General features: G+C 38.0%; 17 protein-coding genes. 2 read left to right on the top strand and 15 right to left on the bottom strand.

Annotated elements, in window-relative coordinates; translation table 11 throughout:
• Positions 1-189: 189 nt before the first annotated feature.
• From K1I67_RS05965 to K1I67_RS05895, 15 genes are all read right to left on the bottom strand, one after another.
• Positions 190-813 carry a TIGR01906 family membrane protein gene (locus K1I67_RS05965; RefSeq protein WP_223339233.1) on the bottom strand — a complete coding sequence of 208 codons (624 nt, stop codon included), beginning with the start codon at positions 811-813 and terminating at the stop codon, positions 190-192.
• Positions 803-1,576, bottom strand: coding sequence for a TIGR01457 family HAD-type hydrolase (locus K1I67_RS05960; protein WP_223339232.1), 774 nt, complete (start codon positions 1,574-1,576; stop codon positions 803-805). The genes K1I67_RS05965 and K1I67_RS05960 overlap by 11 nt, the downstream gene beginning before the upstream one ends.
• A gap of 10 nt (positions 1,577-1,586) precedes the next feature.
• A complete protein-coding gene (locus K1I67_RS05955) occupies positions 1,587-2,324 on the bottom strand; it encodes an acyl-[acyl-carrier-protein] thioesterase (RefSeq protein ID WP_223339231.1) in 738 nt (245 codons plus the stop codon).
• A 4-nt stretch (positions 2,325-2,328) separates the two neighbouring features.
• A complete protein-coding gene (hemW, locus tag K1I67_RS05950; RefSeq protein ID WP_223339230.1) occupies positions 2,329-3,459 on the bottom strand; it encodes a radical SAM family heme chaperone HemW in 1,131 nt (376 codons plus the stop codon).
• An 86-nt stretch (positions 3,460-3,545) separates the two neighbouring features.
• Positions 3,546-3,941 (bottom strand): YtxH domain-containing protein, encoded by a 396-nt coding sequence (locus tag K1I67_RS05945; protein ID WP_223339229.1) that lies wholly within the window; start codon positions 3,939-3,941, stop codon positions 3,546-3,548.
• A 14-nt stretch (positions 3,942-3,955) separates the two neighbouring features.
• Positions 3,956-4,339, bottom strand: coding sequence for a DUF948 domain-containing protein (locus K1I67_RS05940; protein WP_000895021.1), 384 nt, complete (start codon positions 4,337-4,339; stop codon positions 3,956-3,958).
• Between the two features lies 1 nt (position 4,340).
• The gene (gene lgt, locus K1I67_RS05935) at positions 4,341-5,129 is read right to left on the bottom strand and encodes a prolipoprotein diacylglyceryl transferase (protein ID WP_223339228.1); all 789 of its coding nucleotides are present in this window, start codon (positions 5,127-5,129) and stop codon (positions 4,341-4,343) included.
• Complete coding sequence (hprK, locus tag K1I67_RS05930; protein WP_223339227.1) at positions 5,122-6,057, bottom strand: HPr(Ser) kinase/phosphatase; 936 nt, start codon at positions 6,055-6,057, stop codon at positions 5,122-5,124. The genes lgt and hprK overlap by 8 nt, the downstream gene beginning before the upstream one ends.
• A gap of 129 nt (positions 6,058-6,186) precedes the next feature.
• The gene (gene rpsU / locus K1I67_RS05925; protein ID WP_000048054.1) at positions 6,187-6,363 is read right to left on the bottom strand and encodes a 30S ribosomal protein S21; all 177 of its coding nucleotides are present in this window, start codon (positions 6,361-6,363) and stop codon (positions 6,187-6,189) included.
• 270 nt (positions 6,364-6,633) lie between these two features.
• On the bottom strand, positions 6,634-7,341 hold the full coding sequence (locus K1I67_RS05920; RefSeq protein WP_049526994.1) for a glucosamine-6-phosphate deaminase: 708 nt from the start codon (positions 7,339-7,341) through the stop codon (positions 6,634-6,636).
• A gap of 215 nt (positions 7,342-7,556) precedes the next feature.
• The gene (locus K1I67_RS05915) at positions 7,557-9,842 is read right to left on the bottom strand and encodes a Cna B-type domain-containing protein (RefSeq protein ID WP_223339226.1); all 2,286 of its coding nucleotides are present in this window, start codon (positions 9,840-9,842) and stop codon (positions 7,557-7,559) included.
• A gap of 325 nt (positions 9,843-10,167) precedes the next feature.
• Complete coding sequence (locus K1I67_RS05910) at positions 10,168-18,483, bottom strand: Spy0128 family protein (RefSeq protein ID WP_223339225.1); 8,316 nt, start codon at positions 18,481-18,483, stop codon at positions 10,168-10,170.
• A gap of 395 nt (positions 18,484-18,878) precedes the next feature.
• Positions 18,879-19,520, bottom strand: a complete 642-nt coding sequence (locus K1I67_RS05905; RefSeq protein ID WP_223339224.1) for an SGNH/GDSL hydrolase family protein — start codon at positions 19,518-19,520, stop codon at positions 18,879-18,881.
• Between the two features lies 1 nt (position 19,521).
• A complete protein-coding gene (locus K1I67_RS05900; RefSeq protein ID WP_223339223.1) occupies positions 19,522-20,349 on the bottom strand; it encodes a Cof-type HAD-IIB family hydrolase in 828 nt (275 codons plus the stop codon).
• 24 nt (positions 20,350-20,373) lie between these two features.
• The gene (locus tag K1I67_RS05895; RefSeq protein WP_223339222.1) at positions 20,374-21,693 is read right to left on the bottom strand and encodes a CapA family protein; all 1,320 of its coding nucleotides are present in this window, start codon (positions 21,691-21,693) and stop codon (positions 20,374-20,376) included.
• 160 nt (positions 21,694-21,853) lie between these two features.
• Here K1I67_RS05895 and def point away from each other — a divergent pair, with 160 nt between their 5' ends.
• Entirely contained in the window at positions 21,854-22,465 is a 612-nt protein-coding gene (gene def, locus K1I67_RS05890) for a peptide deformylase (RefSeq protein WP_223339221.1), read from the top strand.
• A 44-nt stretch (positions 22,466-22,509) separates the two neighbouring features.
• Positions 22,510-23,238 (top strand): 23S rRNA (guanosine(2251)-2'-O)-methyltransferase RlmB, encoded by a 729-nt coding sequence (rlmB, locus tag K1I67_RS05885; RefSeq protein ID WP_223339220.1) that lies wholly within the window; start codon positions 22,510-22,512, stop codon positions 23,236-23,238.
• Positions 23,239-23,345: the final 107 nt, after the last annotated feature.

Below are 23,345 nucleotides of genomic sequence, written 5' to 3'. Positions count from 1 at the left end.
CAGCTCAAACAGCTTGAAAGATACTCGCTTAATCAGAGGAACAACTTTGTTGCACTTGACTTGACAATTGGGGAAAAATAGGTTTTTTAGAATCAAATGTGAATGTTTTGCTTAAATGTAGAAATATTCATGTTACAAACGATAGTTTTTTCCTAGATTTTATTTGGAATCAGTAATACTTTTCTTGACTTATCTATTTGTTTTTCGACTTTGTAGGTACAGAAATCCAAAAATCAATTCATACAAGCAGAAAAATAGAAGAAAGGCATGGAGGAAAAAGTCCTCTGGTAGGATAAGAATGACAGGATCCTTTGCCGGATCAAATAACCAGGTATCATCACCTACAAAAAGGATTTGGTGAAACAAAGTAAAGAACTGCTCAAATCCAATGAAAACTCCAACTAAACTAAGAACCAAAGGTAGCGAGAGCATGATTAAAATTCCTCTACGGTAGAGAGATAGAAATCCTTTTTGAATGACCTGCTTCCAAAAAAGATAGAAAATCGGCAGCGTTACGATTGCTACTCCTTGAGCCAGATGGAAGAGTCCCTTCACAACTGCAAAATGATGGATTCCAGAAGCAGATGAAGGAAAATCTGGCATTTCCAATACTTGATTCAATGGATTGGTCAAATAATCCATCAAAACATTAAAATTTTGCTGGATTGTCTGAGGTTGCAGATGAACACGACTTGTCAAGTTTAACCAAGAAATTTCCTGAGGATAGACCAACCAAGCCAGGTAAATGGTCAATAAAATAGCAAGCGAGAGGAGAAAGAGAATACTTCCTACAAAAGTAAACTTAGTTTTCATCGAAATCCCACTCCGCTAAACTTGAAAGGACATGAGTTGGGGCAATTGGCAAATCCTCTACTTCTTCAGGTTTTGTAAATCCTGTCGTCACCAAAAGGCTAGGAATGTCATTGTCAATACCAGCTCGAATATCAGTAAGATAATTATCCCCCACCATGACAATTTCTTGACGTTCAAGTCCTAGGTGTTCAACAGCCTTGTCCATAATAATCGCATTAGGTTTTCCAATATAAACTGGTTTTACGCGAGTTGCTGCTTCAAGAAGAGAAATCAGTGAACCAGCACCAGGCAAAAGTCCACGTTCAGTTGGAATGTTCAAATCAGGGTTGGTACCGATAAAATGAGCACCTTTATGGATAGCTAGGGTTGCCGTAGCAAATTTTTCATAGTCTACTTGCCAGTCCAAACCAACAACCACATAGGCTGGATTTTCTTTATCTTCCACATACCCTGCTTCTTGAATGGCTTCCTTGAGCCCTGCTTCTCCGATGACATAGACTGTCTTATCAAGTCCTCGGTCATTCATGTAATCAATAGTCGCTAAGGTTGCGGTATAGATGGTTGACACAGGGGTGTCGATGTTAAAGTGATTGGCTAACATCTCTTGAACACTTTCAGGAGTACGAGTGGTGTTGTTTGTCACAAAAAGATAAGGAATCTCTCTTTTTTGTAACTCATGAACAAAAGCTTCTCCTGCTGGAATTCTATCTTTCCCCCTATAGATTGTTCCGTCTAAATCAATTAAATATCCTTTATAAGTCATATCTTTCTTTCTAATTTTTTTTAATTTCTTGCCAAGTTATCTTTGCTTGAGCATTGATGTCGCCATCACTTGAGACTTGGTGATTGCTTTCTAGTTCATTCAATTCATAACTAGAAGTAATCATTCCGCCTGGTCGAACTTCCTTGACATATTTGAGGTTGATTTTTTGGGGAATATGGTTGGTCAGAAAATCGGCTCCCATGACCTCAAAAATCCAATCCAGGTATTTGCTGTTATTGACGTGACCATTCATATCTAAGTCATAGAAACGAACGTGGTAGTCCTTGCTTATCGCTTCTTCCAGCTCTGTATATTTTGGCCCACGGACCAGTTTCTTAGAAAACTCAGATTGGTAAGGAGCGACAATTTCTGATACTACAGGATGAACCTTTCGACTCTCACGATCCATAAGGACAAAGGTAGCTACCATATGAATGATTTCTTGACCATCTTCATCATAAATAGTAAATCGGCGGTAGCAAAAAAGACGATTATAGGTCAAAGCTTCTGTTTCAATGGTGATTTCCTCAGCAAAACGAGGCAAACGAACCACGTCAATATCATAATCTGTGATAATCCAGACCAGATTATACTGTTCTAAAACATCCTTATCACTCACTCCCAGTTCAATTGACTGCATCCCTGAGACCTGGAGGGACAACAAGATCACATCTGGTAGCTTGATATGACCATTCATGTCAGCCATATCAAAAGGAATTTTCATCTTCATTTGATAAGTTAAGCCCATAATTTTACTCCAATATAAATCGTTCTGCTACTGTATCACCTAAGAAGAGACCTCTCTTAGTCATACGAACACAATCACCCTCAACCTGCATAAGACCTTGTTGAATCAATTCTCTAACAACATCTCCATAAAGTTCCTGGAAAGACCGTCCAAATTTTTCTTCAAAGCGTGCCATGGAAACTCCTGACTTCTTGCGAAGGCCGAGAAACATCTCTTCTTCCATTTGCTCCCGTTGACTCAAGTGTTCTTCATTGATACGAGCACTTCCCTCTTCTACCGCCTTTAAATAATGGCGGATCGGCCCATGGTTTTTATAGCGAACACCGTCTACATAGCCAGACGCACCTGCACCAATACCATAATACTCGGCATTGTCCCAGTACATAAGATTATGGCGACTTTCAAAGCCTTGCTTAGAAAAGTTAGAAATCTCATAGTGCTCAAAGCCAGCTCTTTCTAGTTCTGCAATGATATACTCAAACATCTCTGCTTCTAATTCTTCCTTAGGAAGTGGTAATTTCCCTCGTCTCATACGATTCATAAAAACCGTATGATTCTCTAAAATTAAGCTATAGAGACTCATATGAGGAATATCAAGGGCAATTGCCTTGGCAACATTGTCCTTAACTTGTTCCATAGTCTGACCAGGAAGTGCATAAATCAAGTCAATGGAAATATTGTCAAAACCAGCCAATTTGAGGCGGTCGATATTTTCATAAATATCCTTTTCTGTATGACTACGCCCAATCTTTTTCAGCATTTTATCATCAAAGGTCTGAACACCTAGTGAAACACGATTAACTGCAGAATTTTGCAAAACAGCAATCTTATCAGCATCCAGATCACCAGGATTAGCCTCAATGGTCAACTCTTCCAATATTGATAAGTCCAGATTTTTAGTCAATCCATCTAACAAAACTTCCAATTGAGAAGCAGACAAGGCTGTCGGTGTCCCACCACCAATATAGAGTGTACGCAATTTTTGAATATCATAAGAATGAAATTCTTGCAGTAGATGCTCTAGATAGCTGTCTACTGGCTGATTTTTAATAAAGACCTTTGAAAAGTCACAATAATAACAAATCTGTGTGCAAAACGGAATATGCACATAGGCTGATGTCGGTTTCTTCTGCATAGTATTTATTATACCACAAAGAGTTCACTCAAGAAAAAAAATCACCATTCTTGATTTTCTAGGAAACAAAGAATGGTGACTCTATTTTAATTTTCTTGAAGTTCAATGACAATTTCTTGACCATTTCCATTTTCTTCCACAACTACTTTTTCTTCCAGTTGTGATTTGAAATGATTCAAGGTTTCTTTTGAAGCTTCAGTCGCTTGTTGAGCATGGTGTTTTGCTTTATCTAAGACAGTGTCCAGAGTAATTTCCCCAGATTCAATCTGCTCTTTTGTTTTAAGAACGAATTCTTTGGTTTGTTCTTTGACATCCGTTAATTTTTCACAAACCTGCTCTTTAGCATACTCAGGATCTTCTTTTAGATCTTCTAAAAATTCTTGTGCTTGGCTTCTAACTTGTTTACCTTTGTCACTAGTTAGAAACAAGGCAGCTGCAACACCTGAAACAGTTCCTAAAAGGATAGATGATAGTTTTCCCATTAGTCAACTCCTTTTTATTTTTTAAAAAATTTACTTGCAACACGAATGGCAGATAAACCTGCACCAGTTTTTATAGTTTTTGATCCAGCAGATGATGCTTTTTTACTCAAAACACGTGCTTGCTCATTTAGGTCAGAAACAGAAACAGAAAGGTCTGCAACTGCTGTAAAGAGGGGATCAATTGTAGCAACTTTGACATTGATATCATCAACAAGAACGTTGACTTTTGTAAGCAATTCATTTGTTTGATGAAGAGTTACATCTACATCTGATGTTAAAGTTTTAACAGTTTTTTCAGTTTCATCGATTACACGACCAACTTTTTGAAGGGTAATAATCAGATAAACTAAAAATACAACCAAGGCAATTGCCACAATAATATAAGCCACTTCTAACATTTTAATTCTCCTTTTTTACATTATAAAATGGTGCTTTTTTCCGTTTTTGATAAAAGATGATATAAATACCAAGGCCAATCAATAGTGCAGACAACCACTGGGATACTCGAAGTCCAAAGAACATGAGACTATCCGTACGCATACCCTCAATAATCATACGTCCAAATCCGTACCAAATTAGATAAAAGGCAGTGATATGACCACGACGGACACTCTTTAATCGACGTCTAAAAACGACAATCAAGGAAAAACCGATCAGATTCCAGATAGATTCGTATAAGAAGGTTGGTTGTCGATATGAGCCATCAATGTACATCTGATTCTTAATAAAACCAGGTAAATAGTCTAGATTGTCAACGACTGCTCCATAAGCTTCTTGGTTAAAGAAGTTTCCCCAACGCCCTAGACTCTGAGCAATCATAACGCTCGGAGCTGCAATATCTAAGAAATCCCAAGTATTGATTAATTTGCGGTCAGCAAAGATATAGAGTACAATCGCGCCAGTAATTAAACCACCATAAATCGCAAGACCACCATTCCAAATAGCAAAAATCTCTCCCAGATGTTGGCTATAGTAATCAAATCTAAAAATAACATAGTAGAGTCTAGCTCCAATGATTGACAAAGGAAAGGCAATTAAGATGAAGTCCAAAATATCATCAGATAAAACCTTCTTTTTAGGCGCTTCTTTACTGGCAAGATATACCGCTAAAACAAGACCTGAAACGATGCAGAGTGCATACCATCTAACAGCTAAAGGACCAATTTGAAAAGCGATTGGATCAATCATCTTTCACCTCGTTCTTTGCAATCAGATTTGTCAATCTTTCTTCAAATAGTCGAGTAGCATCAAAGCCCATTTCCTTAGCACGATAATTCATAGCTGCTGCTTCGATAACGACAGAAATATTACGTCCTGTTTTTACAGGAATGCGGATACGTGGAATAGCTACTCCAGAAATCTCCAATTCCTCAGCATTATTGCCTAGGCGATCAAAAGTCTTTTGCGTGTCATAATTTTCTAGATAGACAGCCAACTGAACTTGTGAAGAATCCTTAACTGCACTGGCACCATAAAGACTCATCACATCTATAATACCAACACCACGAATCTCAAGTAAATGCTTCAAGATTTCAGCTGGTTCACCCCAGAGAGTCATTTCATCCTTAGCAAAGATATCTACACGGTCATCCGCTACCAAACGGTGTCCTCGTTTCACGAGTTCTAGACCTGTCTCACTCTTACCAATACCACTGTCGCCCTGGATTAACACACCCATACCATAGATATCCATCAAGACACCATGTACACTTTCACGCTCAGCCAAACGAGAATCTAGGTAACTTGACAATTCTCCAGACAGACGACTTGTTGCTGTACGACTCGTTAAAATAGCGATTTTACATTCTCTAGCGGCCTTTAGCATTTCCTCTGGAACTACTAAACCACGCGCAACAATAACTGCAGGTGTTTCCGGTTGGAACAATTTCTGCAAAACATGGTAGCGATTATTAGAAGACATGCTAATCAGATAAGACCACTCTTTCATCCCCAATAGTTGAATCCGCTCTGGGGTATAGTAATCAAAATAGCCTGTCATTTCGAGACCTGGACGACAAATATCGCCTGTATTGATTTCTTTTTCAAGTAATTCTGGCTCACCATAGACAATATCTAGTCTGAGCTTATCAATCACTTCTTTGACTAAAACCGACATAATTTTCTCCTTCAATCGAGTTCTCCCTACTATTATATCAAATTGTAGTAGGAAGTTTCAGAATTTTGCAGGATTTATAGGATTTATTTAAAACAAAAAAGACTAGACAAGTCTAGCCTTTCTTATTAATTAGAATTTTTTACGTTTACGAGCTGCTTCTGATTTACGTTTACGTTTTACAGAAGGTTTTTCATAGAATTCACGTTTGCGTGTTTCTTGAAGAGTACCAGCTTTAGTAACTGCACGTTTGAAACGACGAAGAGCATCGTCAAGAGATTCATTCTTACGTACTACTGTTTTAGACATTTTTTTCACTCCCTTCAAGTTCAAGATCTATTCTATTTTACACGGAATGAAGAAAATTGTCAAGAAAAAAATGAAATTCTCCCAAATCATTCCATTTAATTTTTAAAAAATGAGGATTATATATTCTTCTTTTCAAGGGAAAATCTATCACTCACTCCTCTATTAAAATTATTGTACCACTTTCAGATAAACTGTATTCATTTTTTGAACATATCCAAACCAAAAAACCACCCAATCTATAGGATCGAATGGTTTTTAATGATTAAAATCTTATTTTTTTAACAAGCTGAGTGCTGCTGCATCTGCGATAATGGTCACATCTGGATGGTTTTGTAGGCTACTTGCCGGTAGACTTTCTGTCACAGGGCCTTCAACAGTTCCAGCGATAGCTTCTGCTTTTGATTCCCCATAAGCAAATAGAAGGATAGACTTAGCATCCAAAATGTTTTTAATCCCCATTGAAATAGCTTGAGTTGGAACATCTTCAATCTTCTCAAAGAAACGTGCGTTAGCTTCGATAGTAGACTGGTCAAGTTCTACAAGATGAGTTTGACTGTCAAATGGTGTGCCTGGTTCATTAAAGCCAATATGACCATTGCGACCAATTCCTAAGATTTGTAGGTCAACTGGATGGTCAGCAAGAATTTGGTTGTAGCGTTCTACTTCTGCTTCTGCATTATCCTTGACACCACGTGGCAAGAAGCTTTCTTTAAATGGTTTCTTATTGAAAAGATTTTCTTGCATGAAGTAACGATATGATTGAGGATTGTCCCCATCAAGACCTACGTACTCATCCAAGTTCACACTTGTAAGATTTGAAAAATCAAGATCGCTCTCAACGATTTGTTGGTAAAACTCCAGAGGGCTACTTCCTGTTGCAAGTCCCAATGTTTGTGCACCGTTTTCCAATTTTTCTTTTAAGATATCAAAAGCAACTTTTCCACCTTCAATTGGATTTTCCACTTGAATAACTTTCATAATTTTGTCCTCCATATTCTTTATTTTATTATATGGTATAGACCAATTTTTGTCAAGTGAAAACGGTTTATTTTTGTTGAAAATATAAATATACTAAAGAAATCAATTGATAGGTCTACCTACTCTAAAAAAGAGAGGAGTTTGACGTCCTCTCTTAAATCATCTATCAGAAACACTTCCTGATTATATTTTGGAAAATGTTTCTTTTTCTTATATTATTTTTTACGTTTAGCAACCAAACTCAATCCAACTAAACCAAGCGCTACTCCTAAAACGATTAAAACTGTAGTTTTCTGTTCACCTGTTTTCGGTAACTCATTAGCCTTTTTCTTTTCAGGCGTTGATGATGTTACTGGTGCTGGAGGTGTAACTGAGCCTGGAGGTGTTACTGGACCTGGAGGTGTGACCGGACCTGGAGGTGTTACTGAGCCTGGAGGTGTTACTGGACCTGGAGGTGTGACCGGACCTGGAGGTGTTACTGGACCTGGAGGTGTTACTGGACCTGGAGGTGTGACCGGACCTGGAGGTGTTACTGGACCTGGAGGCGTTACTGAGCCTGGAGGCGTTACTGAGCCTGGAGGCGTTATTGGACCCGGAGGTACTGGTGGTTGATAGGTATTAACCAAAACTAGGTTCGTTTCATTATCTCGAACTATTTTTGATACATATCCCTCAGGAACATTGACTTCACTAATTGTATAGCTAATCATTTTCCCTGCTAAATATTTCGGAAGATTTGTAAAAGTATGAGTCCAATTATTATCTTCGTTCAAAATAACTTCTTGCCCTACTTTACTTCCATCAGCATAGAGTTGTACCTTAATGCTATTTGGGCGTTTTCCTGCTTCATTATCAGCATCCTCCCAAATCTTGCTGACTTTTAATTCTGTCACTTCAGGAGTATCAGGAATATTAGGGACATGTGTATTAGTGATGATGTAGTTTGTCTGATCTATTTCTGTCGTATACCCCTCAACTTTGTCTTCTGCTACAGTATAAACAATTGCATTTCCTTCAGCATCATTTTCAGGTAGCTGATCAAATGTAAAGTTCCAATTATCTTCTGATTTAACAGATTTACTTGCTACTTCTTTACCGTTAGCTAAAAGACGAACAGTTATAGCATCTGGACGAATGCCAGCTTTGTTATCTGTATCATTCCAAATTTTCTTACCTTTTATACTTGTAGTTCCTCGATAAGTATTGATAAATGTAGTTTCCTCTTCACCGTAAGACACTGTTCCCATTTTGATACCATCATCATCCGTTACTGTTACAGTAACCTTTAGTTCATGACTATCATAATCGTAATTATTAGTGCTTTCAGGAATAACTTCACGAATGATATAGTTGTAAACTCCTTCTTTTTTATACTTAATAGCATTGAAGGTTACACTTCCATCTTCAGCATTTTTTACAATTTGAAGAGGTTCACTAGGGTTTGCAGCATCATAAAGTGCAAAGTTAAACTGATCTTTTTCTAGTGTTTTCCCTTTTAAAGTTTTGTGGGCCTTTAAGATAACTGATTCTGATTTTTCTGCGTTACCAAAACCTGATCCTGACTCTAGACGGACTTCACGTACCATACTACGTGTTTTAAAATTTGTTGCAGACCATGCTAAATTATTCGATACTAATGAACCTGCAGGAACTCCATCTGGTAATTTAGTAGAGTATTCAATATACATTGCCCAATGATAGTTATCTCCAAATGGAATCGTAAAGCCTGTGATTCCTCCTTGAGCATTTTTAGTGAATACTGCCTTGTTTGAAAAGTTATCTGATGGCTCTAACGTGAGAATATGAGCTTCGTTACGAATTTTTGTTGGTTGTGTTTCATAACGAACTGCACGAAAACTCTCAGGAATTAAGGTTTGTCCATCCCCAAAAGTATCCGTAATTGTCATCCCACGAATCATATCTTGATTCGCATTCAGGAGAATACGCCACTTAATAATACTTGGATCTGTATCATCTTGATAACCGTATTTCATCTCATAGTCGCCTGCTTCGCCACTATCTTGTTTGTACTTGAAACTATAAGTCTTATGACCAATGGTAACAGTAACTGGTTGACTCTCCTTAATGACTTCTCGATTAATAGTTAAATTAAACTGTAAAGAAAGCTCTTTATTCTCAGGTCTCTTAGCAAAATAATCTGTAAAAGTTACTGTAACTTTCCCTGTACTAGGATCTGTTTGAGCAATACCAACCTTCGTGCCCTTACTATTTGTAACGTCAAAGGTCAAATTCGTAATCAATCTGAGCTCTCTAGGAATATCTAAAATCAATTGATCATTCTCAGAGATACTCTGACTATCTGGAAAAGTTAATTGATAAGTTGCGATTAAACGTTCCCCAGCAATAACTTCCACATCATCACTCAATTCAAGACCAGATCGCTCATGAATAATCTTAGTATCAAGATTATAACCCGTCACCGAATCCGCTTGAACTGTTTTTGATAATTTAGCTATTGATAAACCTATTAGCAAAAACATTAAAAAAAAATGTTAAATATCTAGACAATTTATGCTTCATAATAACCTCCTTTACGATTAGAAAACATTTGATTATCTAATCATATTATATCATACTTATTTGAAAAATGTACAATTAGTTACCATTTGTTTAATTAATTTTAAAGTTTTATATTTCTTCAAAGCTTTCGGTTTCTTAAATAAATTATAAAAACAAAAAGAGAGGCATTAACCTCTCTTCTTGCGATTACATACACTTATTTAATAAATGTATAACCAACTTTAGAATATCTTTTGTTTAGATATTCAAAGACAAATCTTGAATCATTCTAGAAAACTAGAAATGTTAAGCTTCATCTTCTTTTTTGGGTTTCGCAACCAAACCTAGACCTACAAGACCAAGTGCAGCACCAAGTGCAGCAATTCCAGATTTAGATTGTTCACCAGTGTTTGGCAACTCAGGACCTTTAGGTTTTTCTGGTGTTGGTGGTGTTACTGGTGTTACTGGTGTTGGTGGTGTTGGTGGTGTTGGCGGTGTTGGTGGTGTTGGTGGTGTTGGTGGTGTTGGCGGTGTTGGTGGTGTTGGCGGTGTTGGCGGTATTACCTTGTTGTTAAACTCAGTATCTTCAGGCATTTGTGAAGTAAGAGTCAACACTTTACCATCCTTAGTTACAGTAACTCCAACAGTCGCTACCATCTTATCGTACTCAACTCCAGCCTCTGTACCTTTCACTTCTTCTACATGATAGATATAAGTACCTTCTTGACCACGTTTGAATTCAAGAGCTGAGAACTTGATCTTACCTTCAGCATCATTGCTTACGGTTTCAATCACGTTACCATCTTTGTCTTTCAATACGAAGCTGAATTCACCAGCTTTCAACGCACGACCTTCCAATTTCTTCGTGAAGTTGAATTCAACTTTCACTGGAATATTAACAACACGTTTTTCAGTTGGTTTTTCTGGTTTTTCAACTGATTTCTTAGTTGGATCATATTGGTGAACAATTTGAGAAGCTGTATTTTCAATATCTACACCTTCTTTAGCAGTTCCCTTGATACGTGCTGGAATATCAAACTTGTAGTAACGTCCAAATGCTAATTTAGCAGTGTCGATTACTTGAGTATTTTCTGCATCTCCAAGTGACTTAGTCAAGTCAGCCTTAGATGTAGCAGTAATGACACCATCCACAATTGAGATATCAAACTTAGCTGTTACATCTTCACCAGTTACTGAATCATAAGCCTTAATTTCAGCTTCATTAACATCCAAGTTTTCGCTATCATATTTATCTGTAATACCAACAGATTGAATATTGTGAGCTTCAGTGAATTTAGTTGTATCTAACCATACTTGGTAAACAACCTTATCACCCTTATGGAGTGTTTGAGTATTGATATTTTGCTTTTCATTATTATCAACTTTGTCCACGTATGGATCTTTGTTGGTATCAGCTACTTTATCAGTCAACTCTTTATCATCATCAAGGAGTTTATTTCCAGTGATATCAAATTTCTCTTCATTAAGAATATATTTCTCTGGATTGAACTCAGGAGTTTCTGGTGGAGTCACCTTGTTGTTGAACTCTTTGTCTGCTGGATCAGTTACGTTCGTGATGAGAGCTTTCGCTGTTCCGTCATGTTTAACTTCTACAGTTACTACTGCTTTCATCTCATCATAAGTAACAGTTCCATCAGTACCTTTCACTTCTTCAACAGTGTAGTTGTGAACGCCTGCTTGTTCTTTCTTGAATTCGATAGCTGAGAACTTAACGTTTCCAGATGCATCGTTCGTTACAGTTTCAACAACTTTACCTGTTGAATCTTTAAGAACGAAGCTGAATTCGTTAGCTTTAAGCTCACGACCTTCCAAACGTTTTGTGAAGTTGAATTCTACTGATACTGGTACGCTGTTCACACGTTTTTCAGTTGGTTTGCTTGGTTTTTCAACAGTCTTGCTTACTGGGTTGTAGTAGTTTACAATTTGAGCCGCAGTATTTTCGATGTCTACTCCACCAGGTACATCAGCTTTCACTGTTGTTGGGATGTCGAACTTGTAGTAACGTCCGAATGCGAACTTAGTTGTATCGATGATTTGAGTATCTTCTGCGTCTCCAAGTGACTTAGTGAAGCCAGCTTTAAGAGTTGCAGTGATCACACCGTTGTTCACAGTGATGTCGAATTTATCTGTTACTTCTGCGCCTGTTACTGAATCGTAAGCTTTGATCTTAGTAGAATCAAGTTCCAATTTAGCTTCATCGTAGTCATCTGAGATTCCTACTGATTGGATGTTGTCCTTGTTAGCTGCGTCAAATTTAGTTGTATCCAACCATACTTGGTAAACCAACTTGTCGCCACGTTTCACAGTCTTGGTGTTCAAGTTTTGAGCTTCGTTGTTTGATGCATCGTCCGCATATGGGTTCGCATTGGTATCTGCGTACTTGTCTGCCAACTCTTTATCATCATCAACGAGCTTGTCGCCTGTGATATCGAATTTCTCTTCAGAAACAACGTATTTCTCTGGTTGGAACTTAGGTTCTTCTGGAGGAGTGACACGGTTGTTAAATTCTTTATCCGCAATGTCGCCTACAGTCGCGATAAGAACTTTAGCTGTTCCATCGTGTTTCACTGTAACTGTTACATTCGCTTTCATGGTGTCGTATGTAACGGTTGCGTCTGTTCCTTTAACTTCTTCTACTGTGTAGTTGTGTACGCCTTCTTGACCTTTCTTGAATTCAAGAGCTTTGAACTTAACGTTACCAGCCGCATCGTTGCTTACAGTTTCAAGAGTCTTACCTTCTGAATCTTTAAGAACGAAGCTGAATTCGTTTTCTTTAAGTTCACGGCCTTCTAATTTCTTAGTGAAGTTGAATTCAACTGAGATTGGTACGCTGTTTACACGTTTTTCAGTTGGTTTGTTTGGTTTTTCAACAGTCTTGCTTACTGGGTTGTAGTAGTTTACTACTTGAGCCGCAGTATTTTCGATGTCTACTCCACCTGCAACGTCAGCTTTAACAGTTGCTGGGATATCAAATTTGTAGTAACGTTCAAATGCAAATTTAGTTGTGTCAATGATTTGAGTATTTTCTGCATCACCCAATGACTTCGTGAAGCCAGCTTTAAGAGTTGCAGTCATCACACCATTTTCAACCTTGATGTCGAATTTGTTTGTTACATCGTCACCAGTTACTGAATCGTAAGCCTTGATGGCTGAACCATCTACATCAACTTTTGTTTCATCGAAGTCATCAGTGATTCCTACTGATTGAACGTTTTCTTTGTTATCTGCTGAGAATTTAGTTGTATCCAACCATACTTGGTAGTAAATCTTATCTCCGCGGTTAACAGTCTTAGTATTGATGTTTTCTGATTCGTTGTTGTTAGTTTGGTCTACATATGGGTTCGCATTGGTATCTGCGTACTTGTCTGCCAACTCTTTATCATCATCAAGAAGCTTGTTATCAGTGATTGAGTATTTCTCTGTATTCAATACATACTTCTCTGGTTGGAACTTAGGTTCTGTTGGAGGAGTTACTGTATTGTTAAACTCTTTATCAGCTGGTTCAGTTACGTTAGCAAGCAATGCTTTAGCTATACCGTCATGAGATACTGTTACAGTTACTTCTGCCTTCATAGTATCGTAAATGACAGTTGCGTCTGTACCTTTCACCTCTGTTACAGAGTAAGTGTAAGTACCTTCTTGACCCTTCTTGTATTTAAGGGCAGTGACTTTTTCACCAGCTTTATTTGTGTACTCTACCGGAGAGAATTTAATCTTACCATCTGCATCGTTGGTTGCAGTCGCAATCACAATATTGTCGCTGTCTTTCAACTCGAATGTAAATTCGCCAGCTTTAAGTTCACGACCTTCCAAACGTTTTGTGAAGTTGAATTCTGCAGTGATTGGTACAGAGTTTACACGTTTTTGAGTTGGTTTTTCTGGTTTTTCAACAGATTTGCTTACTGGGTTATAGACATGAACGATTTGATTGGCTTTATTTTCAATATCCACTCCACCCGCAACGTCATCTTTAACAGTTGCTGGGATATCAAATTTATAGTAGCGACCAAATGCAAATTTAGATGTATCGATAACTTGCGTATTATCTACATCACCTAATGATTTGTTTACAGAAGTCTTAGATGTTGCTGTAATAACACCATTTTCAACCTTAATGTCAAACTTGTCAGTTACGTCATCCCCAGTTTCACTGTCATATGCTTTAATATCAGCAGCGTTAACAGTTAATTTATCTGCATCGTAAGTATCAGAGATACCAACTGATTGGATGTTGTTTTTGTCAGTGAAGTTCTTAGTATCCAACCATACTTGGTAAACTAATTTATCACCACGTTCAACAGTCTTAGTATTGATGTTTTCTGCTTCGTTGTTTGAAGTTCCATCTGCATATGGGTTTGCATTTGTAGCAGTGTACTCATCAGTCAACTCATCGTCATCATCTACAAGTTTTGTTCCTGTAATGTCAAATTTCTCTTTGTTAAGAACAAATTTTTCAGGTTGGAATTCAGGTGTTTCAGGAGGAGTGATCTTGTTGTTGAATTCTTTATCATCAGTTCCTTCTGTTGAAGTTCCATCAGCATTGACACCGCCAGTTGATGTTACGTTTGTTACAGTAGTCAATGTGTGACCATTCTTAGCAACTTCAACTGTGACTGTTGCTTTCATAGTGTCATAAGTCATACCAAGCTCTTTAGTAGATGGGATAACTTCTTCTACTGTATAAGTATGAGTTCCAACTTTAGTATTATCAAATGATAATTCAGTGAATGTTACTGTTCCGTCAGCTTTATTTGTTACTGTTTCAAGAGTTTGACCAGTTGAATCTTTAAGAACAAAGCTAAATTCGCCGTCTTTAAGTTCACGACCTGCTAATTTCTTAGTAAAGTCAAATCTTGCAACGACTGGAGCCACATGATAGTTATTAAACTCAGTATCATCCGGCATTGTAACTGCTGCATTCAAGATACCAGATGCAGCATCTTTCGTAACTGTTACGGTTACTTCTGCATTCATTGAATCATAATCAATGTTTGTGTCAGTACCAACTACTTCACGTACAGTATAGGTATGAGTCCCTTCTGCATCGTATAAGATTGCATCAAATTGGATAGTTCCATCAGCCGCATTTTTCTTAGTTTGGATGACTTTGCCATTTTCAACTAATTCAAATGTGAAGGCATCCTTCATAAGCTCTTTACCTTCAAGTTTCTTAGTGAACTTGAATTGAGCTTGTGTTGCAGTTGGGGTAAAGGTATTGTTAAACTCTTTGTCTTGTGGAAGTGTTGCTACAGCTGTAAGTGCATGTCCAGATTTCGTAACAGTAACTGTCACGTTAGCCTTCATGGTGTCATAAGTCATACCAGCTTCTTTTGTTTCTGGGATAACTTCTTCTACAGTGTACTTGTGATCACCAACTTGAGCATTTGTAAATGTCAAGGCATCAAATTTAACCTTACCAGCGGCATCATTTTGTTTTGTTTGGATAACAGTGCCATCTTTGTCTTTCAATACAAAGCTAAATTCACCAGCCTTAAGTGTACGACCTGCAAGAGCTTTGCTGAAGTCAAATTGAGCTGTTACTGGTGCCACTACATGGTTGTTAAAGATTTTATCATCTTCACCAGTTGCTTCACCACCAGTAGAGGTCATTGCAGTTTTAGCTGACAAAAGACCAGTACTTGCATCTTTGGTTACAGTTACTTTAACTGCGATAGTCATTGCATCGTAGTCTACATCAGCTTTATCGCCTTTAACTTCTTTAACAGTATAGTTGTAGACACCCACTTGATCAAATGACAATTCGCTGAAGTTAATCTTACCATTAGCTTTATTTGTTACAGTTTCATTAACATTGTTATCACCAGTCAAAGTGAAGCTAAAGTCACCTGCATTCAAGTTCCCATTTGAGAGTGATTTATCAAACTCAAGGTTTACTTTAACAGGAGATGGTGTGAAGGTATTGTTGAATTCTGTATCTGCAGGAAGTGTGTTTGTTGCTTTAAGAACGTGACCTTCTTTAGTAACAGTGATCGTTACTTCAGCTTTCATTGGGTCATAAGTCATTCCTGCTTCAGAACCTTGAACTTCTTCTACAGTGTACTTGTGAGTACCAACTTGTGTATTGTCAAAGGTCAAATCATCAAAGGCTACAACACCTGCTTTAGTATTTGTCTTAGTTTGAAGAACTTTACCAGTCGAATCTTTCAATACGAAGCTAAATTCACCGGCTTTCAACTCACGACCTGCGAGAGCCTTGCTAAAGTCAAACTTAGTCTTAACTGGAGCTACGACATAGTTGTTGAATACCTTGTCATTTTCACCTTCAGCATGACCACCTGTTGATGTATAGACTGCTTGAACTTCAAGTTTATCTTGAGCATTTTGTGTAACGGTAACTGTAAGAGTAACCTCCATACCATCATAGTCAACATTCGTATCCGAACCAGCAACTTCTGTAATCTTATAAGTATAAGTACCTGGTTTTTCGAAAGTTAGTTCACTAAATGTTGCTTTACCATTTTTGTTTGTAGCAGTTTCTTGGTGTGTACCACCTTCTTGTTTAAGAGTAAAGCTAAAGTCACCATCGTTCAAAGTACGACCATCAAGAACTTTGCTTACTTCAGGTGTATAAGTTACTGGATCCACTTTAACATAGTAGTAGATAGGTTGTTTATACGGTACTAATGTATTGAGCAAGTCTACGTTTACACCGATTCCTCCTACTCCACGTTCCAATTGAGAGTTTGGAGAAGAGTGTCCAATCCCATCTCCTAAGAATGGTACGAATACTGTTTTCTTCGGTGTATAATTTGCAGCTGTTTGGAAGCCAAACTCAATTTCTTTACCATTTGGATAGTTTACACCATTAGTATCCGTAAAAGCAATTGTATGAAGTGGTGTTTTCTTAACGACTAAGTCTTCTGTATTATACTCACCTGGTTTAATAGGTTTAGTCTCTGCTAGCAACATGTAACCATCAGTACTTAATGAACCATCCGAGCGTTTGCTTTGTTGTTTTGGATCAAGAAGATAAACACGAACAACAACCGTTCCATCTTCACCGACGATTTCTTTAATCCGTTTAATACCATAACGGTCTGCATCCATGAATTTAGTACCAACAGTATAAGGACGACTTACATAACCTGATTTATCGTTTGCATCAACTGTTTGATACAATTTATAGCCTTCAAACTTACGCTCGCCAGATGCCGTAAACTTCTGACCTTCCATAGCTTTAAGAGTGTATTTAGCTAAGTCAACTTCATTTCCATTTGCAACGTAATCTTGAACATTTTTATCAGTCTTATTAGCATTAAATGTTGGATTGTTTTTATCAACTACTCGATAATAAGTTGTTTTTTCAACTGCTAAAGGAATCTTTGCATTCGTTTCTGTAATAGAACGTCCGTTATACGCTGGTTCTACAGCATTAATAACGTCGTTTGATCTACGAGTCGCATAAACCTCATCATACAAAGCTTTTTCTGTAGGAGTAAGATTGTGTCCAGCAGCTACTAGAGCTTGAATACTTGCTCCAACTTCATAACTCAATTGAATAAATGGCTGATCCGTTTTACCAGGTCCACTACCGGCTCCACTGTCGTAACTGACTTGCCAAGTTAATTCTCCTCTAGAAGCTGTTGTAGTAGTCGCGAATTTTTGAGTTCCACTTGTAGCTGTAACTATTTTAGTTTCCACTATACTGCCAGTAGTTTTATCAATCAATTCAACTGTTGTATCTGTAGAAGAATCAAATTTCTTATAAGCACGAGTATAGTATTTTGTTCCATAACGTTCATTAAACTTAGTAAGATCTACGATACTATATGTATAAACATCTCCTTCTTTTCTTTCATATCCAGCAGGTACATCCTGTGATTTAACAGTTGCACCAACAGGATCTGTCATATCTGGATCTGCTGTTTCACCATCTTTAAGTGTAGTTGTAGTTGCTATTGCTTCTGTGTTATGATCAGTTGCAGCACGACGGTTACGGCGACGACCACCATTTGTAGCCAAAGCACCGGCATTTACAGTGTTCTCAGCAGCCAAAGCAAGTGTTTCTGTATCTACTAGTGGTTTTGCTGCAACATTAGCTACACTAGCAGTTGTATCAAGGCTAGTTGCCTCAGCTACAGCTGAAACTTCTGCTTTAGGCTCAGATTTTTCCTCTGATTTAGATTCAGTCTTTTCTTCTGCCTTAGGCTTAGCTACTACAACTTCTTCTGCTTTTGAAGCAGTTGTTGCTACTGGCTTAGAAGACTCTGGTTTTGCCTCAGGACTAACAGATGTTTTTTCCTCAGCTTTTTCAGCTTTTGTTTCTTCTGATTTTACTTCAGTTGGTTCTGATTTTACTTCTTCAGACTTAACTTCAGGTGTTGATGTTTCTGGCTTAACTTCTGAAATTTCAGAATTAGCTGAAGTTACCACATCCGTTGATGGCTCTTTCAACTTTTCCTTGTCGTCTTTGTTACCGACTAGTTCAGTATTCTCAGTAGTTTGCTTTGCTACAATCTCAGCAGCATTTACAGCACTACCATTAGCCATCATGAAGCTAAGGGTTGTTCCTAAGAAAACTGATGCGACACCAACTTTGTATTTTCTTAAAGAAAATCGTTGTTGCTCTCTTCTTATCATGTGATAAGTTCTCCTTATTTTACATTTTAACTAATAATATGTAAGTTTATTGACTTTTTACAGAAAAGAAAATGGACTTCCCCACATTACCAGTAACGCTACCAGTATACCATACTACAGGATTTATAGCAAGAATAACGATGCTCAGAAGCTCTATTCTCGAAATGTATAATATGCATTAATAAGGAATATTTAATATCTGTAAATTTAAAATTCACACATCTAAATCTCTGTTATTATTCCTTCCTAGTGCTTTATAAAGCAAAAATAATCCAGTATTCTAGTGAATTTATGATAAAAACAAAAAATTCAACTTATAGATTATAGTGCATGTTTATCACTTTTTTATATCTACAAGAAGAATTTTTATAATATTTATGACTCTTAAATTTATTTCATGTCAGTGAAATATATTTTTTAAAACTATTTGATAAAGCTTGATAACCAGCGACACTGAGATGAAGGCCATCTGTTGTGTAGTCTGCCTTAAGTTGCCCTTCCTGATCGAGTAAGTTCTCAAAAACAGATACGTATTCAACCTGCATATAGGCAGAGGCAAGGTCTTGATAGGCTTGGTTCCAGGCCTTGATTTTCTCATTGGTACGAATATAAACTGTCTGCTTGAAGTCCGTACTCTCATTGACCGGCAAAATGGAAACTAGCTTTATCTGTGACAGTGGATAGTCGCGAGAAATAGTTTGAATCACGCTCTCAAGATTGTTTAGCGCTTCATTCATTGGAACATCTTTTCCAATGTCATTTGTCCCAATCAAAAGTACAATTTGATCCACTGCATCGCCATAAAGATGAGCATCAAGATTTTCTCGTAAAAGTCCCGTCTGGTAACCTCGAATCCCTCGGTTCACAATGGTTTTTGACGTTCCCAATAATTCTTGCAAGGGATAATACTCAATAATAGAATCCCCAATAAAAATGATATCTGGTTCAATTACCGAGATTTGATTAAGTTCACGATACTTGGTTTGAATTTTCTCTTGCTCTTTTAAGAGCCAGTTCTCTAATAGTTGTACTGCCAAGTTATTCTCCTTCTTCTAGCCAGTTCTCTAAAACTTGGTAAACACCTGCCTGACTGTTAGCTGGCGCCACTTTTCTCGCAACTTCCTTAACAGACTCCTCAGCATTTTCCATGGCGTAAGAAATTCCTGCCAACTTTAACATTTCGATGTCATTTTCACTATCACCAAAAGCCATGATTTGTTCTGATTTTAAGTTCCAACGTTTGAGCAACTCCTCTAAGCCCCATGCCTTATGAATCCCATCTTGTAAAATATCAATACAGCCGTAGCCACTAGAAACAGCTCGAACATGACCATCAAACAAGTCATTGATTTCCTGTAAAACCACATCTGATCGTTCTTCTCCAACAACCATACTCATCTTGAGGACACCTCCAAAGAGACTAGAATCAAATTCATCAACAAAGTGCATTCGTTGATAAAATTTCTCTATCATCTCCGAAGTCATAAATTTATCAAGTTCTGTAAAAACAGTTCCTTCCTTGACAAAACCGCCATTCATAGCAGTTACGACAAACTGATCCTGACACTCTCTGCCTTTAAAATGGCCCAAAGCCCTATCAACCATAGCATCGTCCCAAGTCTGAGCTTGAATCAATTGATCATTTTCGAATATACGAGCGCCATTAGCAACCACGAGAACTACTCTATCTGCTAGATGTCCCAGTAATTGTCGCATTCGATGAACTTCATTTCCAGTTGCAATGACAAAACGAACATCTCGTTGATCTAGCTGATCTAAAATTTTCTCTAGTCGAGGTAGGTCCAGTTGTCCTTGAGGATCCAACAAAGTACCGTCCATATCTGTCGCTATTATCTTAATTTCCATTGTGTCTCCTTGTGATTCAAGTCACTACCACTTCAAACCTACATGCTCGTTCATTTCTTTATAGGCTGTATCAATCCTTTGCTTTGTGGCCTCGTCTAACTGACTACGGTATTTCCCGCCCTCTATAAAATCTTCCAAGATATAGGTTTGGTAAAGATAGAGTGGGTAGCCTTCTGGAGAATAGCCTCCCTTTGGAGTACGACTCACCCAGCTTGGATGGGCTTGGGCCGTCTCAATAGTCGTTTTTCCGGATTTCTTCTTAATAGTCACATCCATGAGGACTCCACGTTCCGTCCACTTGGCATTTTCAACATCCTGCATGGTTTCAATCCGTTGATTTGAGATAAAATTCCCCATAGAGTAGATGATAAGCTTTTTATCACCGTCTTTTTCAACCGTTTCAGCTGGTTCAACAACGTGAGGGTGACCACCAAAGATAATATCAGCTCCCCAATCAATCATTTTATGGTAAAGTTTCTTTTGCTCCTCAGTCGGCTCAATTTGATACTCAACTCCCATCTGAGGCATGATAATTGTAATATCCGCCTCCTCCTCTGCTCGTTCAATTTCAGCCTTCATTTTATCTTCGTCTAAGTCTGAAAGATAACGATTATAATCCTCTTGAGAAATGCTTTGTTCAATGCCGTTAAAACCATAGGAATAAGCTAAAATAGCAACTTTAATACCATTAACTTCCTTGATAAGTAAAGGCGCCTTATCTCGTGATTCATGGGTATAGACCCCGACCGGTGTCATTCCTGCCTTTTCAATAGCATCTGCAGTTGAAACCACGCCCTCAATCTGAGAATCCAAGATATGATTGTGAGCCAAATCTAGCACTTGATAGCCCGCATCTTTTATAGCGTCCATGACTTCACCAGGTGCATTAAACAAAGGATAACCAGCAAGATAGTGGTCTTTATTTACGGTTCCTTCGAAATCACCAAGAACTAAGTCTGCTTGCTTAAGCCAAGGTTTTACATACTCAAAATTATCATGAAAATCATAGGTGCCATCTGATTTTTTGGCTGAAATGTAGATAATGTCATGATAGAGCAGATCACCATTGGCCATGATCCGAGCACTTGTTTCTTGTTCTGTCTCTGCATTCTTTGCCTGAGAACTTGACTGTTGGTGTGTGGAACTTGGATCACTACTGCTTAAAGAAATCCCTCGAGCTCCTTCCACTAATAAAGTAAGCATCATCGAGACGGCTACCGAAGCTAACAAGACCACAATAAAAGTGCGATTATTCCACTGCTTATAGTTCCTGAAAAATCGAACAGAATGTCTAATAGCTTGTAAAACGGGACCACTTTTTCTTCTACTACTACGTTGTTCCATATCTTTTCTCCCATAATTTTAAAGTCATTTTCCTTATTCTATTATACCACAGACAAATAGGTATTTCCTTTTATTATATTATTTTTTAGCAACTTCTGTGACTTTCTTTCTCATCTGTTTTGTGTTATCATGTAATTGTAATGGAAGGAAAGGAAAGAATATGTCTGCTATAGAACGAATTACCAAAGCTGCTCATTTAATCGATATGAATGATATTATCCGCGAAGGGAACCCTACTCTTCGTGCCGTTGCCGAGGAGGTCAGTTTCCCTTTGAGTGACCAAGATATCATTCTTGGAGAAAAAATGATGCAATTTTTGAAACACTCGCAAGATCCTGTTATGGCTGAAAAATTAGGGCTACGTGGAGGTGTTGGGCTTGCTGCACCGCAATTAGATATTTCAAAACGAATCATTGCCGTGCTAGTACCAAATATCACTGAGGAAGGTGAAACTCCTCAAGAAGCCTATGACTTACAAGCTGTTATGTACAATCCTAAAATCGTCTCTCACTCAGTCCAAGATGCTGCTTTAGGTGAGGGAGAAGGTTGCTTGTCTGTTGACCGTGCTGTTCCAGGCTATGTTATCCGCCATGCTCGAGTAACTGTCGACTATTTTGATAAGGATGGAGAAAAGCACCGCATTAAACTTAAGGGCTATAACTCTATTGTAGTTCAACACGAAATTGACCACTTAAATGGCATTATGTTCTACGATCGCATCAATGAAAAAGACCCATTTGAAGTTAAAGATGGCTTGCTCATTCTTGAATAAAGAAAATCCCGTTGCAAGGCGGGATTTTGTGTTATAATGAAGATATGAAAACAAACGATATTGTCTATGGCGTTCATGCCGTCACAGAAGCTCTTTTAGCAAATACTGGAAACAAACTCTACCTTCAGGAAGATTTACGAGGAAAGAATGTGGAAAAAGTTAAGGAATTGGCTACTGAAAAGAAAGTATCCATTTCTTGGACTTCTAAAAAATCACTTTCTGAGATGACTGAAGGAGCTGTTCACCAAGGTTTTGTCTTGCGTGTTTCTGAATTTGCCTACACTGAACTTGAGCAAATTCTTGCTAAGACACGCCAGGAAGAAAACCCACTACTACTAATCCTTGATGGTTTAACGGACCCACATAATCTCGGTTCTATCTTGAGAACAGCTGATGCAACCAATGTTTCAGGTGTCATCATTCCCAAACACCGAGCTGTCGGTGTTACTCCTGTCGTTGCTAAAACAGCAACAGGTGCCATTGAGCATGTTCCTATTGCCCGAGTCACTAATCTCAGTCAAACCTTGGACAAACTCAAAGACGAAGGATTCTGGACTTTTGGAACTGATATGAATGGAACTCCTTGCAACAAATGGAATACCAAAGGAAAGATTGCTCTCATCATCGGAAATGAAGGCAAAGGTATTTCAAGCAACATCAAGAAACAAGTAGACGAGATGATCACCATTCCTATGAATGGTCACGTACAGAGCCTCAATGCCAGTGTCGCAGCTGCTATCCTCATGTACGAAGTCTTTAGAAATCGGATCTAATAAAAAGTGAGGTTGGGACAAAAGATCCCGACCTCACTTTTTATTAGCAATCAAACTTTGACGCAGTAGCTGATTGAACTTTTTGTTCGTCTTTTAAACTCCAAAAA

It is taken from the genome of Streptococcus infantis (assembly GCF_019929575.1).
GTDB lineage: Bacteria > Bacillota > Bacilli > Lactobacillales > Streptococcaceae > Streptococcus > Streptococcus infantis_L.
Note: the sequence above shows the minus strand (reverse complement) of the source record. Positions and strands in the feature narration are given on the sequence as shown.

Bases quoted from the DNA above. Each gene is read 5' to 3' on its own strand.
- K1I67_RS05965 (WP_223339233.1), bottom strand. From the start codon at position 813: ATGAAAACTAAGTTTACTTTTGTAGGAAGTATTCTCTTTCTCCTCTCG.
- K1I67_RS05960 (WP_223339232.1), bottom strand. From the start codon at position 1,576: ATGACTTATAAAGGATATTTAATTGATTTAGACGGAACAATCTATAGG.
- K1I67_RS05955 (WP_223339231.1), bottom strand. From the start codon at position 2,324: ATGGGCTTAACTTATCAAATGAAGATGAAAATTCCTTTTGATATGGCT.
- hemW (WP_223339230.1), bottom strand. From the start codon at position 3,459: ATGCAGAAGAAACCGACATCAGCCTATGTGCATATTCCGTTTTGCACA.
- K1I67_RS05945 (WP_223339229.1), bottom strand. From the start codon at position 3,941: ATGGGAAAACTATCATCTATCCTTTTAGGAACTGTTTCAGGTGTTGCA.
- K1I67_RS05940 (WP_000895021.1), bottom strand. From the start codon at position 4,339: ATGTTAGAAGTGGCTTATATTATTGTGGCAATTGCCTTGGTTGTATTT.
- lgt (WP_223339228.1), bottom strand. From the start codon at position 5,129: ATGATTGATCCAATCGCTTTTCAAATTGGTCCTTTAGCTGTTAGATGG.
- hprK (WP_223339227.1), bottom strand. From the start codon at position 6,057: ATGTCGGTTTTAGTCAAAGAAGTGATTGATAAGCTCAGACTAGATATT.
- rpsU (WP_000048054.1), bottom strand. From the start codon at position 6,363: ATGTCTAAAACAGTAGTACGTAAGAATGAATCTCTTGACGATGCTCTT.
- K1I67_RS05920 (WP_049526994.1), bottom strand. From the start codon at position 7,341: ATGAAAGTTATTCAAGTGGAAAATCCAATTGAAGGTGGAAAAGTTGCT.
- K1I67_RS05915 (WP_223339226.1), bottom strand. From the start codon at position 9,842: ATGTTTTTGCTAATAGGTTTATCAATAGCTAAATTATCAAAAACAGTT.
- K1I67_RS05910 (WP_223339225.1), bottom strand. From the start codon at position 18,483: ATGATAAGAAGAGAGCAACAACGATTTTCTTTAAGAAAATACAAAGTT.
- K1I67_RS05900 (WP_223339223.1), bottom strand. From the start codon at position 20,349: ATGGAAATTAAGATAATAGCGACAGATATGGACGGTACTTTGTTGGAT.
- K1I67_RS05895 (WP_223339222.1), bottom strand. From the start codon at position 21,693: ATGGAACAACGTAGTAGTAGAAGAAAAAGTGGTCCCGTTTTACAAGCT.
- def (WP_223339221.1), top strand. From the start codon at position 21,854: ATGTCTGCTATAGAACGAATTACCAAAGCTGCTCATTTAATCGATATG.
- rlmB (WP_223339220.1), top strand. From the start codon at position 22,510: ATGAAAACAAACGATATTGTCTATGGCGTTCATGCCGTCACAGAAGCT.